Raw genomic sequence first — 17,904 nt, 5'->3', positions numbered from 1 at the left:
TGTTTTCCGTGGTAATTAAAACCATGATATGCAGCTTACTGCGTTTTTAAAACATATTCACCATTATTTCCAGAAAAAGGAGTCCTAGAATGATTAAAACTGAACGAAAAGGAGATTGGCTTCTTCTTTATATTCCAGAAAAATGGGGAGGAATTGTACTAGAAGATTTATTTAAAACTGTTTTATTTGCTTCAAAAAAGCAAATTCACTTATATAAGATGGAAAAGAAAGTGCTGATTAATAATAAACAGGCAAATTGGAATCTTTCACTACAAAAAGGAGATATTATTAAAATCCAATTATTCTATCCTGTTCCATCCACCATTATTCCAACCTTTATGGATATAGATATCCTTTATGAAGATGATCACCTTATCATTGTCAATAAAAAGCCATTTATTGATACACATCCAAATATTGCAGAAGACACAGCTACTTTAATAAACGGGACAGCTTTTCACGTATTAATGAATGGAGAAGAAAGGCAAATAAAACATATTCATCGTCTGGATAGAGACACATCTGGCTGCATTTTATTTGCTAAACATGAACTAATCGGCAATATGCTTGATCATATGCTGAGTGAACGAAAAATTAAAAGGACATATATCGCACTTGTTCATGGTTCCTTTTCCACTAAAAAAGGAACCATTAATAAACCTATTGGAAGAGATCGTCATCATGCCACAAGAAGAAGGATTTCACAAAATGGAAAAAATGCCATTACTTATTATAAAGTAATAGCGGAACAGAAAAAGGAATCCTTATCTTTAATTACATGTACTCTAGATACAGGAAGAACTCATCAAATCCGTGTTCATCTGAGTTCTATTGGCCATCCTCTTGCAGGAGATACATTGTACGGAGGAAAACCAATTTTTAATAGACAGGCATTGCATGCAGCAAAAATAGAACTGATCCATCCCATTACCGAAGAAAAAATAGAATGTTATGCACCATTCATTGATAACCCTGCTATTTTTCCTAAATTTGACATTTTCAGCTTGTAAAAAAACAGAGGCTCTCATTTTTCGAGCCTCTGTTTTTCTTTTAGTATTATTTATTGCTACTACGCCGTTTTGCGCATACCTTTCATAATCAGGCTTAAAACAAAAACTAAAATGACTGCACCGATAATACTTGGAATAATTGCAAAGTCAGCGATAGCTGGACCCCAATCACCAAGAATCAGTGATCCTAACCAAGCACCTACAAAACCTGCGATAATATTGCCGATAATTCCACCAGGTATATCTTTACCTACTATTAAACCTGCAACCCAACCAATAATACCACCTATAATTAATGACCATAAAAATCCCATAAATAACAGCTCCTTTTTAAACATTTAATCAATCTAAATATGATAGTCCAACTTAGTGTATGCTGCAGCATGTTTTACTTTAAACTTCTTAAGTTTTACTATCTGCTTGTACTTTATATTTACCACACTAACTTTTTTTTAAACCCCTAAAGAACCATTATGTATAATGATCCAATTTTCTTATAATAAAGAAAAGCAAAAAATACTTCTAGAAAATTTTTCTTTGACTAGAGAAAAATTTTCTAGAAGTATACTAATAACCATTTATTTAAAAGAACAAGGCATCAAGACTATACGCCCCCGCTCCTGTAAAAGCAACAGAAAGTGCTGTAATAATATATAGTAAATTTAATTCATAACCATTTGAAGCTGCCCAAAACCCATTTGCAGCATGAACCTTACTAATTGCAACAATCATTGTAATAATAATCAGCAAAGAGGCAATTGGCGTAAACAGTCCTAAAACAAATAGTAAACCACCAATAAACTCACTTAAACCAGCAAAAATAGCCATTGTTTTTCCTGGTTTAATTCCAATTGACTCAAAAAAACCGCCAGTTCCTTCTAATCCATGTCCACCAAATGAACCAAATAATTTTTGTGCACCATGACCTATAAATGCTAAACCTACCACTAAACGAATAAGCAAAATGCCGACACTTACCAATACTTCCATTTCTAACAACCCCTTTTCAGATAGTTAAAATTAAGATAGTATGATTTCAAGATATTTAATAAAAAGTAGTTTCTCCCCTTTCTCCTTAACTATATGCAAAAAAAAATCTAACATGCTTACCATGTTAGATTTTTTTCCTTATTGCTTTGGATTGTTTGATATGCCTTTTTACAGCAATGAAAGAAATAGGTCTTGAAATCGGGATAACATTCTAAAATAACAAGTTATCTGGATTACTCCCTGTTCTTTCATTCATATTTAACTGATCGAGCTGATTCATTTCATCTAAACTTAATTGAAAGTCAAAAATATCAGCATTTTCTTTTAATCTTGCTGGAGTAATGGATTTTGGAATGACAATAATATCGTTTTGAAGATGCCATCTCAAAATAACTTGCGCAGGTGTTTTGCCATGTTTATTTGCAATATAGTTAATGGTTGGCTCATTCAGCAATCTGCCTTTAGCAAGTGGCGACCAAGCTTCTACTTTAATATCTTTAGATTTGCAATAATCCCGTAATGCTTCTTGTGATAATCTTGGATGAAGTTCAATCTGATTTACTGCAGGATGTTCATTTGCATTCTTTAATAGCTGCTCTAAATGATGCTCATGAAAATTACTTACGCCAATTGCTCTTACTAATCCTTCATCATATAATCTTTCAAAAGCTTTCCATGTTTCTACATATTTATCTTTTCCTGGCCAATGAATTAAATATAAATCAATATAATCTAAATCTAATTTTCTTAAGCTTGTTTCAAAAGCCTTTAAAGTCTGATCATAACCTTGATCATCATTCCAAAGTTTTGTTGTAATAAATAGTTCTTCTCTCGAGATAGCGCTTTCTTTTATTGCTTTTCCTACTCCTTCTTCATTCCCATAAACAGCAGCTGTATCAATGGAGCGATAGCCATAGGAAAGAGCGGCTTTTACTGTTTCTATAACCGTCTGTCCTTCCTCCACTTTATAAACTCCTAATCCAAATTGGGGAATTTCCACCCCGTTATGTAGTTTCACTTTATTTTCGATGCTTTTAATCATTGAAAAAACACCTCCAAATTTCGAATTATCTATATATTATCATTTTTCTTATAGATTTTTCCAATATAAAGTGTTGTTTTTCATATAAACAATTTGTTAAAGATGTTTATCTATTTCTTAATAGGCAAAAAACAAGTCTTTCCCACCATTTCCATGGAAGAAGATGTTTTATTAAAATCGTTTGTTTTACCCCTTTTCCAATAACATAGCGAAGTCGAGGTTTTTTCTCTTTCGCAATCTGAACAATCCGTTTTGCTACTTCAATTGGATTGCCGTAATTTTCTCTGTTTTTTTCCAAGTATCCCTCTATGCTATTCATATATTGGTAATAAGGAGAGGTTTCTAATTGGGACCTCTCTGAAATTTTTTTCCCTGTTGACCAAATATTCGTCTGATAAGAACCTGGTTCCACTAAAGACACATAAATAGAAAATGGCAGCAATTCCAAACGAAGAGATTCGCTCCATCCCTCTAAGGCAAATTTAGAAGAAACATATGGTGAAAGGCCAGGAAAGCCTACTTTTCCACTAATGCTGCTCATTAAAATAATTTTTCCAAAGCCCTGTCTTCTCATAATTGGCAATAAATTTTGTGTAACAGCAATGGTTCCAAACAAATTTGTTTCAAACTGATTTTTATATTCTTCTATAGAAATTTCCTCCGCAAAGCCAGCTCCTGCAAAACCAGCATTGTTAATCAGAACATCTATCCTTCCTTTTTTTTGCATATGCTCCTGCAATTTTTTTATATCATTAGCAGAAGTTATCTCCAGAGAAAAAATGGTTATATATTCAGCAATTCCCTGTTCCTTAGCCTTTTCCATTAATAAAGAACATTTATTTATATCTCGCATTGCAGCAACAACTTCATAGCCTTCCTTGGCAAATTCTAATGTTGCCAATAATCCAAAGCCGCTATTGGCTCCTGTAATGACCGCTATTTTTTTCATTTTTCACCTTATTCTGATTTTGTAAAGTAATCTTTTTTTAACATGGACATTAAATAAATAGATTGAAACCTCTCATTAATAATAACAGCCTCTCTTTGCAAACCTTCTACAACAAACCCCTCTGATTCATATAAAGTTTTAGCTCTTGTATTATGATCCACCACATCCAGCCAAAATCGATTTGCCCCTTTTTCTGTAAAAACCCATTCCTTCATTAATTTAAGCATATTTCGTCCATATCCTTTGCCTTTTGCAGAAAATGCTGTTCTTTTTAATTCAATGCTTTGATTCGGATCATTTAATCCATTAATAAGTAAATAGCCTACTGGTTTATTCTCTTTTTTTTCCATAACAATCAAATGAAGCAAATTTGTATCTGATCGAATTGCTTGTGCATGCTCCTCCAAAGTCCAATTAATTATATACGGCATGTTATCATGATGTGATTCTGTGGTAAGGATATACTGAAGGTCTTTTTCTTCGGTTTTTCTTATTAAGATCACATTATTTTCAATCACTTCTTTCACCTCTAAATAAGCTTTTACTTTTAATTTATTCTATTGTTTAGAATTCGACACAACAAGATATAATTTTATACACATATACCATCCAATGAAAGGAAAAGCTAATTTTAAGTACATGTAAATTTTATTAAAAAATATAGAGCCTAACTTTAAATGTTTTGTAAAAGAAATATTAATTTTTTGTAAAGATTTCGATAAAAAGCTAGGAAATTCGACAATCTTTCGCTAAAATATGAAAGGCTTAGTCAATTAAATGGGGGTAACAATAATGGTTTTCAAAAAACAAGATAAATTTGCAGTACTCTTAAATAATATTGCATCAAACTTAAAGGAAGGTGCAGACTATTTTGCTGATTTTAAAATTAAAAATGTCAGCGACTTAAAAACATTCTCTGAAACAATGAAAGAGATTGAGACCAAAGGGGATACATACGTTCATGACGTAATTACAGAATTAAATAAAGCGTTTATTACGCCAATAGAACGGGAAGATATACTTGCATTAACAATGAGCATGGATGATGTTTTAGATGGCTTAGAGCATTGTTCTGCGCTATTAGAAATGTATAACATTACTGAAGCTGATGAATTTATGAATCGTTTTGTTGAAGCAATTAAAAGCTGCGCAGCTGAAATTGAAAAATCAGTGGAACTTTTGTCTACTAAAAAGCTTCCTAAAATTAGAGAATATGCGATCCGCATTAAAGATTTAGAATCAAAATGTGATGGAATCTTGCGTCAATCCATTAAACATCTATTCTCTGTTGAAAAAGATCCAATCCGCATTATTCAATATAAAGAAGTATATGAAAATTTAGAAGATATTGCTGACTACTGCCAAAGTGTTGCCAACACACTTGAGAGCATTATTATGAAAAACGCTTAAGGAGTACCATTCATGGATACATTATTATTAATAACGATATTAATCGTCTTTTGTGCTTTAGCTTTTGATTTCATCAATGGTTTCCATGATACAGCAAATGCAATTGCAACGGCTGTATCAACTAAAGCATTAAAGCCTAGACACGCTATCATTTTAGCTGCAGTTATGAACTTTGTCGGTGCAATGACCTTTACTGGTGTTGCCAAAACTATTACAAAGGATATTGTGGATCCCTTTACTTTAAATAATGGTTCCATTGTTCTTTTGGCAGCACTTATAGCAGCAATATTTTGGAATCTTTTAACATGGTACTTTGGAATTCCAAGTAGTTCCTCCCATGCTATTATCGGTTCTATCGCTGGAGCTGCTATTGCTTCATCCGGCTTTAGCTCACTAAATTACAATGGTTTTATTAAAATTATTCAAGCGCTTATTTTCTCTCCGATTATTGCTTTTGTCATTGGTTATATTGTTTATACGCTCTTTAAATTATTTTTTAAGGATTTAAATTTAACAAAAACAAATCGCCGTTTTCGTATATTCCAAATATTCACTGCAGCATTGCAAGCATATACCCACGGCACAAATGATGCCCAAAAAGCAATGGGAATCATTACAATGGCATTGATTGCCAATGGATACCTTAGCACAAATGATGTTCCTTTTTGGGTTCAATTTGCCTGTGCGGCAGCAATGGGTCTTGGCACATCTGTCGGGGGCTGGAAAATTATCAAAACAGTCGGCGGAAATATTATGAAAATCCGTCCGGTTAATGGAGTAGCTGCTGATATAACTGGGGCAATGATTATTTTCGGTGCAACCTATATTCATTTGCCAGTAAGTACAACCCATGTTATTTCATCTTCTATCCTTGGAGTAGGCGCCTCACACCGACTTAAAGGCGTAAAATGGGGAACAGCACAACGAATGCTTATTACATGGGTAATTACATTGCCGATTTCTGCAACAGTTGCTGCCATTTGCTACTATATTTTAGAACTTTTTCTTTAAATTTAACAAAGTGAAAAAGAGGCCCATTATATGGCGCCTCTTTTTCACTTTATTCACTACATGGATTTTTTTCTGGCCATTCCAAAAAAAGCTTATTTTATGAGCTAATCCTCTCTTTTACTTCTAAATCTGTTTTTCTATCATAGATTGATAATAAGCTGGACAAGTTAGGGTGAGAAAGTGCATGCTAGAAAAATTTGCAGTTATTTTTATCGGCAGTATCCTTATAGGAATTGGTGTAAATGGATTTTTAGTTCCCCATCATATTTTAGATGGGGGATTAATCGGAATCGGTTTAATTTTACATTATCATTATCAAATTCCAACAGGTCTGACGATGATCCTCATCAGTATTCCTCTCTATTTATTCGTTTGGTTTTATGATAAAAACTACTTTTTGTATGGAATCTTTGGTTTTCTTGTTTCTTCCTTTATGATTGATATCTTTTCTTTTTTGCGGGATGCTTTTTTTGTATCGATTGTTTTTAGTTCCTTTATTGGAGGAACCATTATTGGCATCGGAATTGGCATTATGCTCCGATTCGAGACAAGTACTGGCGGTACAGATTTGCTTGCCCAAATAATTGCGAGAATATCATCTATTCACGTAGGAATCATTATCTTTTTGCTGGATGGAATTATTTTAGTCAGCGGGATAAATATTGTGGGAACAGACAAAATAACCCCATCTTTTTTTACGATTATTTTTGTAGCTATTTTTACTACACTAATAACAGGAAGGAAAACAGCGGCTCATTAACGAACCGCTGTTTTGATTTGCTTATTCTTTTATTCTGCCTCAGTAAATGGATTATCCTCTGAATGCGGGATTAACACTTGGCCCTTTTTCCCCATTTTCAATAAAGTTTGCATAATAGTGCGGGATAATTCACTTGTGCGATATGGTTTTACTAAATAATCCATTGCTCCCAATGCATATCCTTTTTCCTTTTCATCCAATGCTGTGGAAATAACAATGGGAATATCTTTGATCCCTTTCCTTTGCTTTAAATGCTTCATTATATCCCAACCGTTGATATCATCCTCCTCTAGCATGATATCAAGAACAATAGCATCTGGTATATATTCATTTATCGCTTTTAGAGCCTCTTGCCCACTTTTGTAATAATGCACTTCAAAACCAAAATCTTTTAATTCCTGTGTAATTAATTCTGCTAAGCTATAATCATCTTCTATCACTGCTATTCGATAGGAAATTTTTCCTTGTGTATGTTCCTTGTTATAGGATGATTGAACTCCCATTGCTACTTTAGGAAAAGATAAAATAAAACTGCTTCCTTTCCCTAATTTTGACTGTACGGTTATTTTGCCGCCATGTGCATTTACTATTTCTTGTACAATTGCCAAACCTAAACCAGTGCCGCCTATTTTGCGCCTATCTGAATTATCAATTCGATAAAACTTATTAAAAAGTTTTGCAATCTCTCCCTCAGGAATTCCCAAACCTTCATCTTTTACAGAAACATTTAATGAATCTGCCTCTTCATAAATAGATACTTGGATAGTTCCTCCGTCAGGTGAATACTTAATGGCATTTCCTATAATATTAGTAAATGCCTGCTCTATTTTTAATTTATCGCCAAGAATTATTGCCTGATTCTGTTCTGATTTAATCGTAATTTTATGCTTTAGAGCATTTACTTTTTGATTATCTACAATTTTTTTTAAAATAGGAATAACTTCAAGGTATTTTTTTTCATATGTCTGCTTGCCTGCTTCCATTCTTTGAACATCAAGAAAATCATTAATCAATAATGTCAGCCTATTTGTTTCCGCATAGATAGTGGATAAATATTTTTGCTGCCTCTCCTTTTTCAGCTCTCTATTTATTAACAATTCTGTAAAGCCTAGAATGCTCGCAAGGGGAGTTCGCAGTTCATGGCTGACTGTACTAACAAATTCTGACTTCATTTTGTCTACTTCATATTCTTTAGTCATGTCCCGATAAACAAATACCGTACCGACTTTAACGGTTTCATCACGATATAGATCTTCTGCATATACTTTAATTACTTTTCCATTTTTTCGAAATTGATATGTAAATTCCTGATTTGATTGCTGATGCAGCGATTCTTTTATATAGGCTAATAAACTATAATCATCCCCCATGACACCTTCGATTTGTTTTGTCCAAACCTCCCAGCCTTTTCCTACAAAATCATGCCAGTTTTTATTGTGTGCAAACATTTCGCAAAAATTAGTATTTACTTGAAGCGTTTCTCCATTTATTCCAACAAGTTGAATTCCTTCTTGAACATTATTTAAGATATCTTGATTTAGTTCTTTTGCTCTTTCCGTTTCTTCAAACAATTTAATGGTGTCTAGTGAAAGACCAATTTGTTTGGCTAATGCGCTGAATTCATCCATTTGAAATTCAGTAAAACGATCGCTAAAACGACTGAACATCATAATGGCAGCAATACTATTTGCCGAAGAAAAGATGGGAATATATAAATCATATACATAGCCTTTTTCTTCATGATAGCCTTTTTCAGAAATATCTAGCTCCCTTTTTATAATAAACGGACTCTTTTGTTCTACTAAACGGGAATACATCCCGTCATATAAGAAGGTTCTAAATTGTTTTGCACCTTTTACGGAGATGCCAAAAGCAGCAAAAGCTTCTTCATCTGTCGTCATAATGATTCCTCTGTCTGCGCCAATCAATTCAGACATATTTTTTATAATACTATTTAATAATTGTTGTTTATTAAAAGAGTTAGAAAGGCCGTTTATTAAACGGTTTCTCCTATATAATGTTTCTTCATTCTCTCTAACTTTTTCAAGGGCTTCTTCTAACTCTGACTGTTGAGCATGTAATTCATCCTGCTGGGCAATGAGTTCCTCATTTTGAGCCATTAAATCTTGTTCTTTTTCTTGAACTTTTTTATACATTTCCGAAAAAGCAACAGATAAAATCCCTAGCTCATCTTGTCTATTTGCCTCTACCTGTATTTCTGCATCTTCTCCTTTGGCTATGACATTTGCAGCCACTGCAAAATCAGTTAATGGCCTTCCTATTTTAAAAACCATCATTCTTCCAATAATATAGACCATAACCAACAAAAGTAAAATATATGAAAAAAAGTAAAATTGCAATTGAGAATTGGCATTTTCTAATTTAGTCACGATTTCCGTTAATTCTGCATCAATATATTTTTTATAAGTAGTTAATTCTTTTTTAAAATCATTAATCCGAGACGTTGCTCCGTTATTCGCTATTGCTTTCACTTTATCTGTATTGCCAGTTTCGTAATAAGAAACTGCCTTAGGAAATGCATCTTCAAAAACATACTTATCAAATAAGACTATTTTTTTATACATTTCTTGATCTTCTTCTGTTTTCGCAATATTCTCTAATTTTTTCAATGAAACAGCAATTTCTTTTTCTTCTTCATACACTTGTTCTCGTAAGTCCTCATTATCAAATGCTAAATATCCTCTTATATTAAAAAGAGCATCATTAAGGTGCAATTCTATCTCTTCAGTTAAGATTCTTTTATTGATAACTTTTTGGCGATCTGTGATAAAGCGATCATTTGTTTTTTCTTGAACCCCTGTCAAAACTCCTGCTCCTAAAAGGAATAAAAGAATGAAAAAGCATATTAAGGCAATAAATTGCCTTGATATGCTTTTTTTTATATAGGAACTAAACTTCATTAAATATCTCCTCCACTTTTGCTAAAAGCGCTAAAGGGCTAAATGGTTTGGCCATAAAATAATCTGCACCGGCGTTTAATACTTTTTCTTGTTCAAAAGCTTGGCTTTTTGCAGATAGCATTAGAATCTTCTGCTTGTGGTTTCTCATTTCTTGACGAACCTGTTGAATCACTTCTATCCCTGTTACAATTGGCATCATATAATCTAATATAAGCAAATCATATTCATTTTTTTTCAGAAGTTCCAATGCTTCTTCTCCATCTTGAGCCTCATCCACGGCATAATCTTCATCTTCTAGTGTATCCATAATTAACATTCTTAAAATTTCTTCATCTTCAGCAATCAGTATTCTTTTCATTCTTTCTCCCTAATCCTCTATTTTAGAAAAAGTCTTTTGCAAAATATAGTACGACTGTTTTAAGCGCTCATGATATAAAGGATCTTCCCAATTATCCCATTTATATATTTTAGTATCCGTTTCTTTTACGATATTAGATTCATAAAAACTTGGCAATGAAGATACTATTTTATTTCCTTTTACCGAAATAAAAGCCAATCGGATTCCATTAATATGTTCACTGCCCTCTAAGCCCTTTTTCCAAAGGTCTGCTGTAATTTCTTTTTGGCTTGGATCTTTTATATTCAATAGTGCCCAAGGGATTCGCATTTCAATTGTTTTTTTATCCTTGCTAATGCTTATATCGGTTAAACTGTTAAAGTTTTTACTGCTGGGATTTCCATTTCCATACATTAGTTTTCCCGTTTCATATGAAGAAAAAGGAATTTTTTTATCTGGGATTGTCAACTCCTTATTAAGAGCAAGACGAATTGGATTAAATATCCCGTTATTGACTTTATCTGCATTTTTTTCTTGGTTGATCATTTTCAGCATAAAACCATATTGATAGTAGAATGTATCATAATAACTGTCGACCAGCATTTCTGAATTTTCTTTATCAGCAATCTTCGCCATAAAATCAACTCCAAAGTCTGTATCGATTTTCAGTCCATCTGTCAATTCCACCGTTTTTTGTCCTTGCCCTTCAATGGTATTAAAAAGAATATAGGTGCTGTCTTTTGTTATATCTACTGGCTGTTTATATGCCATTTTAATACTTAACTGTTGTTCATCCGATGTTACCATGACTTCATCTAAGTTTTCATCTTTTGATGTATTTTTATAAAATGGCTTAATATTTAATTTTTTCCAATCAGCACTTTCTCCATCAATATAAATGGTAGGTTCATACTTTCCGGGATCAAAGCTTAATAAACCAAAATGCTGTTCATTTGTTTGCATATTGGACCAGTAAGGACGCCTATTTGGATTATCATAATCCATTGTGTTCCATGTTCGTTTAAACCACTCATCTTGCCATGTAAAAACTAATCCGCCTGCATATCTTTCGTCCATAATCATTTGGATTAGTTTGGCATCCATCACCCCTTGCTCTTCTTCTGATAAAAACCCTTGATTCATGCCATTAATATTTTCATGTGTTTTTCCCCGAGAAGATGGGACACCAAATTCAGCTACTAGCACCGGCATACTGTGTACAGAAATTAAATCATGCAAATAAGCCCCGTAGCTGCTTTTCTCCCCTTGTTTATTGACATAATTTTGATAATCCTTTTCATAGTTTAAAAAATCGGGATAATATGGATAAATATGATAAGATGCAAATAAGCCCGCCTCAAAATTATCCTTTTTGCTAATATGATTTGGATTCACAGCAACCTTATCCTCTTGTTCACTTGGCTCTGACGGGTGCTCCAATAAATCAGTTGTTACCCAGTTAGTAAAGCTCATGGTATGCTGCCAATTATACTTTTCCCCTTCATATTTAGCAGTATAGTCCATCATATTGGCAAGCCAAATTTCAAACGGAGATCCGTTTTTTGTTTGAAAATAAGTGCCTGAATATTGCGCCTTTCCTTTATGAGCACTATCTGTATTTGATACAACATTAGGATCCCACTCAATCCCGATAATGTATCCTAGTACATATTTAGAAATATCATACTGATATTCCCCAGATGCATGTCCTGCTTGTTTAGGCAGTTCTGCATTTCCATGAACAATATCTATCATGTTTTTCAACTCTTTTTGAAAGTCGTCTACTACTTCTTTATGATATGCATCCTGTTTCCCTACAAATATTTCTTCATTGACCCACGCTCCATGAAGTAGATATAATGGTTCTTTTGCCATTTGATTATATTCGTAGAAAGCTTCATAAAACGCTGGAGGATGCAATGTGTAAATCCGAATAGCATTTGCATGCATTGCTCCTATCTGCTTAAACCAGCTTAAATAATCATCTTTTGTTATCGCCGTCTCACCAGGAAAAGCTCCTGGCTTGGAAATCCCCATATTGACCCCTTTGATAAGGATTTTTTCCCACCGGCCATTTTTTTTCACTTCCAAGTATTCGCTATTTGTTTTGCTGTTTATTTTAATATTATTAACTGTAGTCGTTTCTACTGTATCCTTCTGCGTTTTGTCATGCAAACCATTTTTTAATATACTCTTCATTAATGGAACATACGTATTCCAATAGAAAGAATTGCGATAAGTAACTTTCTCTTTCCATAAATCTAAGCCAACTGTTTGATAAATGCTCGGCACTTCTTGTTCATCTGCATAATCTCCTGCAAAATAATAAGAAGTATATTGATTATTAGCATTTTGAATAACTGCAGGAAAAGATGTCGGCAATCCATACCCTGTCAATTTTTCTTTTCCTTTGTTAGTAGCAGCAATCGTATAATTCGCTAAAATATTCTCTTTCTTATTGGACTCGACAATATCAAACCAATAGCCGTATTCAGAAGAAAGAGTTTTTCCTATTTCTAATTCGCCCTTTTTCGTTGTTTTAAATTTCACTTTTGAATTAGTCAGCTCTTGTCCGCTTAAAACAGCAATATAATCATCTTTATTAACAAGCACAATTCCCGCACCAGTAAACTTCCATTTTTTCTGATAAATCTTTTGATAATTTTCTTTGACCCAAATAGGAACTTCTTCCCCATTAAGGTCTAGAAAGCTTCTTCCAACCCATCCGCTCCATTTTATATCCAATAAATTGGTTATTTTCCCCCTTGCTTCATCACTAGTCGGACTTGCAAAAGTGTTAAATTCCGCAATAAGAGTTTTATTATTGGATTGATATAAAGAATCTTCTATTTTATTGATATCCTTTATATCAAGCCCGCCGTACAATTTATCGCTTCTTTCGCCAAGCTTGTTACTTCCATAAAACTCTTCTTCATATACACCATATTGATCTGTTAAGTAAATTAATTGATACTTGCTTAAATCGTCTGGAATAGCACTTATTTTATAATCTGCTTTCCCCGTTGGTTTAAAGCCTTTATAATCGCTTTCCGCTCGATACTTTTCTTTATTCTGCTTAACATATTTCTGATTATTTAATATCCATACCAAGCCTTTATGCTCACGGAATGTTTGGTCAGAAACGGTTTTATCCATAATTAAAACAGGCAACGCTTTTGATCCTTTTATTTGCCACAGCCAAAAAGGGCTTGTGGCAATAATAATCATAAGAATAAATACAATAATGCTCACCGCTGCTCGTTTATTCATTCAGAAACTCCTTTACGCTTCATTTCTCCCCAACCTTTTTCTTTTCGGATTAATTGCCATATTCCTTCACATCTCCAGAAAACCGTTAATGGCCGATACCAAAAAGATTCTGTAATGGAGTAAAAAAACAATGCTAAAATATGAGAAATCTTTGGGTATTTCCTTAAACTCCATTCTTCCAGCAATACAGCTGCCATAGAGAAAATCGATCCATAGATGCAAGAAAGCATAAAAATTAATAGTGCAAATTCTAAATAAATGCCTCCTAAAAAAACAGCTATTATCGTATACACATATCCCAGCAATTCAACGATAGGCCCCAAAAATTCAATAATCCAAAAATAAGGAAAAGAAATCATCCCGATACTTCCGTACTTTGGATTAAATGTTAGTTTCCGATGATTCCATAAACTTTCAAAGAGTCCTCGATGCCATCGTCTTCTTTGTCTGCGCAAATAAGTGATATCTTCAGGAACTTCCGTCCAGCAAACCGGATCTGGCACATAGATAATCTTTTTATTTAACTTTGCTTCTTTTAGCAGCCGATGAATTCTCACCACTAACTCCATATCTTCCCCAACTGTATTTGTTCGATATCCCCCAGCTTTTATTACCCATTGTTTTGAGAAAACACCAAAAGCTCCAGAAATAATTAATAATAAATTATGTTTGCTTAAACCGATTCTCCCCATTAAAAAAGCCCGCAAATATTCAATAATCTGCATAATTACTAACGGATGTTTCGATAATCCAATTTTTAAAATATGGCCATTTTGAATCTTGCAACCATTAGCAATCCGAATACTGCCCCCTGATGCAACTACTTCCTCATTGCTATCCATAATTGGTTTCATTACTTTTAAGAAAGCATCTGTTTCTAGGACAGAATCTCCATCTAATGAACAAATATAAGGAAAGTTAGAAAAGTTAAGCCCTACATTTAAGGCATCCGCTTTTCCTCCATTCACCTTATCAATCATATATAATTTTGGCAGCAATGTAGATTGATAAATTCCTTTCACTGTTTTTGTTTCCACTTGTTTGCGGATGACTTTATCAATTTTTTTCATATCATAACATTCAATAACTTTATTTAATGTACTATCTTTTGAACCATCATTTACAACGATGATTTCATAAATCGGATAATTAATGCTTAATAATGACCTGATGCTTTGAATAATCCCAGCTTCTTCATTATATGCCGGCACAATGATGGAAACTGGTTTTGTATATAACTCATTTGCATAATCTTCAAAAGTCTGATCTCTATTTAATTGGTATTCTCTGCGCAGCTGCAAAAGGGAAGTAATTAAAATTGCTGTATAAAATATAATGATGATCACCATATAAACAGCTATAAAGATGCCAAAAAACAGAGCTGCATTCATCCACCATTGCAATATCATCTATCTTGCTCCTTTATTTATCCATTCCCATGCCATATCTTTAGCATAAGGATCATTCGAGTATTCTAGCACCTCATTTAAAACGGATTGTCCATTTTTATATCTGCTGATTGATTCTGCCGACTGTGACCTTACCCACCAAGTAGAATCATTCATCAGCCTTTTTAATAAAGGCAAATAAGAATTATTTCGCTTGCTGCCCAAAAGCTTCGCAAGCATCATTCTTTCTTGCCATTGTTCTGATTCAGCCAGCTGCAGATAGCTATCGATATTTTGAACGATTCCTATTGAAGCAATTGCTTTTAATGCGCGAAGCCTAAGCTCACCTGAAGATTTCCAAAAGATTTCTTCTAAAAAAGGCAAATATTCTAAATCCTTTTTTATGCTGATAACATCTAGAAGCGCCAATTTCAAATTTTCTCCCAATTCTTGAAATGATTCAACAAAAGAATAAAAGATATCCTCCTCTAATCTAATAATAATATTGCGATAATCTATTTCTGAAAATGACCCGCTTGCATACATCCATTTTTTTATACTTTTATATTGGAAAGAAGCTAGAATTCTTAGTATTTGTCCTTTTTCTTCTTTCGATTTTTTATAATTGCTTTGTATTAATGCAATCACATCCTCTTGCAGTTCAATCAGATAAAAATCCTCAATGAAGTAAAGAGTATTCATGCGAATGCTCCAATTGCGCGAATAAAGACGCTCTTGATAAAAATCTTTTAAATAAGCCAGCGCGAGATTTTTTAATGCTTGTCTTTCCTTTTCTCCTTCCAGCATGCCCGCATACCTGCTTAAAAGCATTTCTAATGCTGCCTTTTTTAATGGGGTATTTACCCGAATAAGAAAAGAACTGTCTGGATTTTGAATATAGAAGAAAACTTTCGGTTCTAGCTGTTCCATATGCTTTTGGATTTTTTTCTCTCTATTATTTTCGCGATATTTTCTTATTACTAAATAAATTAACAGCATAAACAATACGCCAGTTATAGCCAAAGCTACAGCTGCCAATATTTTTAGTTCTTGCCCCATTTACTGAACCATCCTTTTGATTAATCGCGTTATTCTTGCCTGCAGCTCAGTTAAACTAAAAGGCTTCGTTACATAGTCATCGGCGCCGAGCCTTAATGCTTCTGCAATATCATGTTCACTTTTCCTGCCTGTCAGCATTAAGACATGCACGGATTGTTTACTTGTTGTCTTTCTTACTTTTTGCAATATTTCAAGTCCATCCATCACAGGCATAATTCCATCTAATACTAGAAAATGCAATCCGGTTTCTTTTAGCCTATTTGAATGAAAAAATTGCATGCCATCTTCATATGCCACTATATCCAAGGTAATATAATCGAGGGAAATGCTGTTAAAAATATTTATTAAAATAGATCGAATCAGCGCGTCATCATCTACAATAGAAACATGCATCACCCTTTTTGCAAGTTCATTTTGTATCTGATTTGCACTTTCTATCCTTGCTCTGCCATTCTTTTTCGCTAAATACAAGGCTTCATCAGCCGTTTTTATCGCTGTTTGCAAATCAATTTCTTTATTTGCAATTGTGTATATCCCTGCGGAAAAAGATAAGCTGAATTTGTCTTTTCCTTCCCCAAATTTAATGGCAGAAAAACGCTCAAGCATTCTTGTTAAAATTTCTTTTACGTCACTTTCAAAAGCACGCTGGAAAAACACAATAAATTCTTCACCGCCATAGCGGAATAACGTATCTGTATTGCGAATATTTTTTTTTATAAATTGAGCAAAATCTGCAAGAACTCTATCTCCCATTACATGTCCATGACTATCATTTACTTTTTTAAAATAATCAATATCTAAAATCGCTATTGTACCTGCAGTATTTGTTCTGATAATATCACTAATAAATCGGTTATAAGAATCTCCAAGAAATTTCCGATTATATACTTGTGTAAGTTCATCAATTAAAACGGATTGATCAAAAACTTCCTTTCTTTCAAGATGGCGTTCAATCCGAATTAAAAATTCCTCTATATCAATCGGCTTTTCAATAAAATCATCTGCTCCCATTTTAAATGCCTTTATTCGTGTTTCCCGATCATTGTTTATGCTGAACATAATTTTAGGAACAAAATACCGATTAGTGTGCTGCTCTAAATTCGATAGCACTTCAAAACCTGATTTTTCGGGCAAATTGACATCAATAATAATGCAATCAGGATGCATATCATAATACTGTGCTATCGCTTTATCTACTTCTGTATTTGCAATTACCATCCAGCCCTTTTTTTCCAAATTATCCTTTAAAAAAATCAGCATCGAAATATCATCATCAATTATTTGAATTAAAGGTATGTTTGCCATTCTTTCTTTAGATACACTTGATAATTTTTCATTTATTTGCTCATAATCCCAACTGATTTCTGCTAATTCATAAAGAAATTCTCTTAGTTCAGCTTTCTTCCACGATTCTGTTCTTTGTGCTGCTATATTTAACAGCTTATTAGATAATTGATATAAATTATCCATATCCAATGTTCCCGATGTTCCTTTAATAGAATGCAAAAAACGATAAACATCTATATTATCGACTACTTGCATTTCTTCATTTTCAAACCAGTTCACCAGTTGCTGTTTCATTTTTTTTATTAATAAATTTTTATATTTATCTAATGGCATTCTCTCTCACCTCTTTTTTAAAGCTTGTTTATGCTAATAACCTTTTCTGATCTAAAAGTTTCTATGTATAACAGTTCCCAATGTATTCTTCTATCCACTTTTGTTTGACCTATTAGACCTTTAATCTCCCCTGCTGG

Annotated in this window: 15 protein-coding genes; 4 read left to right on the top strand and 11 right to left on the bottom strand. The window is 33.3% G+C overall.

Features of this window, described 5'->3' with window-relative positions; translation table 11 throughout:
- The first annotated feature begins 89 nt into the window (after positions 1–89).
- Positions 90–1,010, top strand: a complete 921-nt coding sequence (locus tag NCCP28_RS05150) for an RluA family pseudouridine synthase (protein WP_248560341.1) — start codon at positions 90–92, stop codon at positions 1,008–1,010.
- A 59-nt stretch (positions 1,011–1,069) separates the two neighbouring features.
- On the opposite strand, the gene NCCP28_RS05145 is transcribed toward NCCP28_RS05150, so the two are convergent.
- From NCCP28_RS05145 to NCCP28_RS05125, 5 genes are all read right to left on the bottom strand, one after another.
- Entirely contained in the window at positions 1,070–1,324 is a 255-nt protein-coding gene (locus tag NCCP28_RS05145) for a GlsB/YeaQ/YmgE family stress response membrane protein (protein ID WP_248560340.1), read from the bottom strand.
- A 268-nt stretch (positions 1,325–1,592) separates the two neighbouring features.
- A complete protein-coding gene (locus NCCP28_RS05140; protein ID WP_375709370.1) occupies positions 1,593–2,000 on the bottom strand; it encodes a DoxX family protein in 408 nt (135 codons plus the stop codon).
- Between the two features lie 211 nt (positions 2,001–2,211).
- Complete coding sequence (locus NCCP28_RS05135) at positions 2,212–3,042, bottom strand: aldo/keto reductase (RefSeq protein WP_248560339.1); 831 nt, start codon at positions 3,040–3,042, stop codon at positions 2,212–2,214.
- Positions 3,043–3,148: 106 nt separating this feature from the next.
- Positions 3,149–3,991, bottom strand: a complete 843-nt coding sequence (locus tag NCCP28_RS05130) for an oxidoreductase (protein ID WP_248560338.1) — start codon at positions 3,989–3,991, stop codon at positions 3,149–3,151.
- A gap of 8 nt (positions 3,992–3,999) precedes the next feature.
- Positions 4,000–4,509, bottom strand: coding sequence for a GNAT family N-acetyltransferase (locus NCCP28_RS05125; RefSeq protein WP_248560337.1), 510 nt, complete (start codon positions 4,507–4,509; stop codon positions 4,000–4,002).
- A 274-nt stretch (positions 4,510–4,783) separates the two neighbouring features.
- Here NCCP28_RS05125 and NCCP28_RS05120 point away from each other — a divergent pair, with 274 nt between their 5' ends.
- From NCCP28_RS05120 to NCCP28_RS05110, 3 genes are all read left to right on the top strand, one after another.
- On the top strand, positions 4,784–5,401 hold the full coding sequence (locus NCCP28_RS05120; protein ID WP_248560336.1) for a DUF47 domain-containing protein: 618 nt from the start codon (positions 4,784–4,786) through the stop codon (positions 5,399–5,401).
- A gap of 12 nt (positions 5,402–5,413) precedes the next feature.
- A complete protein-coding gene (locus NCCP28_RS05115) occupies positions 5,414–6,412 on the top strand; it encodes an inorganic phosphate transporter (RefSeq protein ID WP_248560335.1) in 999 nt (332 codons plus the stop codon).
- Positions 6,413–6,596: 184 nt separating this feature from the next.
- Entirely contained in the window at positions 6,597–7,172 is a 576-nt protein-coding gene (locus NCCP28_RS05110) for a YitT family protein (protein WP_248560334.1), read from the top strand.
- A gap of 29 nt (positions 7,173–7,201) precedes the next feature.
- Here NCCP28_RS05110 and NCCP28_RS05105 read toward each other — a convergent pair whose 3' ends face one another.
- From NCCP28_RS05105 to NCCP28_RS05080, 6 genes are all read right to left on the bottom strand, one after another.
- Positions 7,202–9,997: an ATP-binding protein gene (locus NCCP28_RS05105; protein WP_248560333.1), complete on the bottom strand. Its 2,796-nt coding sequence runs from the start codon at positions 9,995–9,997 to the stop codon at positions 7,202–7,204.
- Positions 9,998–10,082: 85 nt separating this feature from the next.
- Entirely contained in the window at positions 10,083–10,451 is a 369-nt protein-coding gene (locus NCCP28_RS05100; RefSeq protein ID WP_248560332.1) for a response regulator transcription factor, read from the bottom strand.
- Positions 10,452–10,460: 9 nt separating this feature from the next.
- A complete protein-coding gene (locus NCCP28_RS05095; protein WP_248560331.1) occupies positions 10,461–13,700 on the bottom strand; it encodes a hypothetical protein in 3,240 nt (1,079 codons plus the stop codon).
- On the bottom strand, positions 13,697–15,109 hold the full coding sequence (locus NCCP28_RS05090) for a glycosyltransferase family 2 protein (protein ID WP_248560330.1): 1,413 nt from the start codon (positions 15,107–15,109) through the stop codon (positions 13,697–13,699). The genes NCCP28_RS05095 and NCCP28_RS05090 overlap by 4 nt, the downstream gene beginning before the upstream one ends.
- Entirely contained in the window at positions 15,110–16,147 is a 1,038-nt protein-coding gene (locus NCCP28_RS05085; RefSeq protein ID WP_248560329.1) for a HEAT repeat domain-containing protein, read from the bottom strand. It lies immediately after the preceding gene.
- Complete coding sequence (locus tag NCCP28_RS05080) at positions 16,148–17,767, bottom strand: GGDEF domain-containing response regulator (RefSeq protein ID WP_248560328.1); 1,620 nt, start codon at positions 17,765–17,767, stop codon at positions 16,148–16,150.
- Positions 17,768–17,904 lie beyond the last annotated feature (137 nt).

Origin of the sequence: Niallia sp. NCCP-28 (genome assembly GCF_023168165.1) — a bacterium.
GTDB lineage: Bacteria > Bacillota > Bacilli > Bacillales > Cytobacillaceae > Niallia.
The sequence above is the reverse complement of the archived record's forward strand: the minus strand, read 5'-3'. Positions and strand labels throughout refer to the sequence as shown.

Coding starts and splice junctions, on each gene's coding strand:
- NCCP28_RS05150 (WP_248560341.1), top strand. CDS start 90: ATGATTAAAACTGAACGAAAAGGAGATTGGCTTCTTCTTTATATTCCA.
- NCCP28_RS05145 (WP_248560340.1), bottom strand. CDS start 1,324: ATGGGATTTTTATGGTCATTAATTATAGGTGGTATTATTGGTTGGGTT.
- NCCP28_RS05140 (WP_375709370.1), bottom strand. CDS start 2,000: ATGGAAGTATTGGTAAGTGTCGGCATTTTGCTTATTCGTTTAGTGGTA.
- NCCP28_RS05135 (WP_248560339.1), bottom strand. CDS start 3,042: ATGATTAAAAGCATCGAAAATAAAGTGAAACTACATAACGGGGTGGAA.
- NCCP28_RS05130 (WP_248560338.1), bottom strand. CDS start 3,991: ATGAAAAAAATAGCGGTCATTACAGGAGCCAATAGCGGCTTTGGATTA.
- NCCP28_RS05120 (WP_248560336.1), top strand. CDS start 4,784: ATGGTTTTCAAAAAACAAGATAAATTTGCAGTACTCTTAAATAATATT.
- NCCP28_RS05115 (WP_248560335.1), top strand. CDS start 5,414: ATGGATACATTATTATTAATAACGATATTAATCGTCTTTTGTGCTTTA.
- NCCP28_RS05110 (WP_248560334.1), top strand. CDS start 6,597: ATGCTAGAAAAATTTGCAGTTATTTTTATCGGCAGTATCCTTATAGGA.
- NCCP28_RS05100 (WP_248560332.1), bottom strand. CDS start 10,451: ATGAAAAGAATACTGATTGCTGAAGATGAAGAAATTTTAAGAATGTTA.
- NCCP28_RS05095 (WP_248560331.1), bottom strand. CDS start 13,700: ATGAATAAACGAGCAGCGGTGAGCATTATTGTATTTATTCTTATGATT.
- NCCP28_RS05090 (WP_248560330.1), bottom strand. CDS start 15,109: ATGATATTGCAATGGTGGATGAATGCAGCTCTGTTTTTTGGCATCTTT.
- NCCP28_RS05085 (WP_248560329.1), bottom strand. CDS start 16,147: ATGGGGCAAGAACTAAAAATATTGGCAGCTGTAGCTTTGGCTATAACT.
- NCCP28_RS05080 (WP_248560328.1), bottom strand. CDS start 17,767: ATGCCATTAGATAAATATAAAAATTTATTAATAAAAAAAATGAAACAG.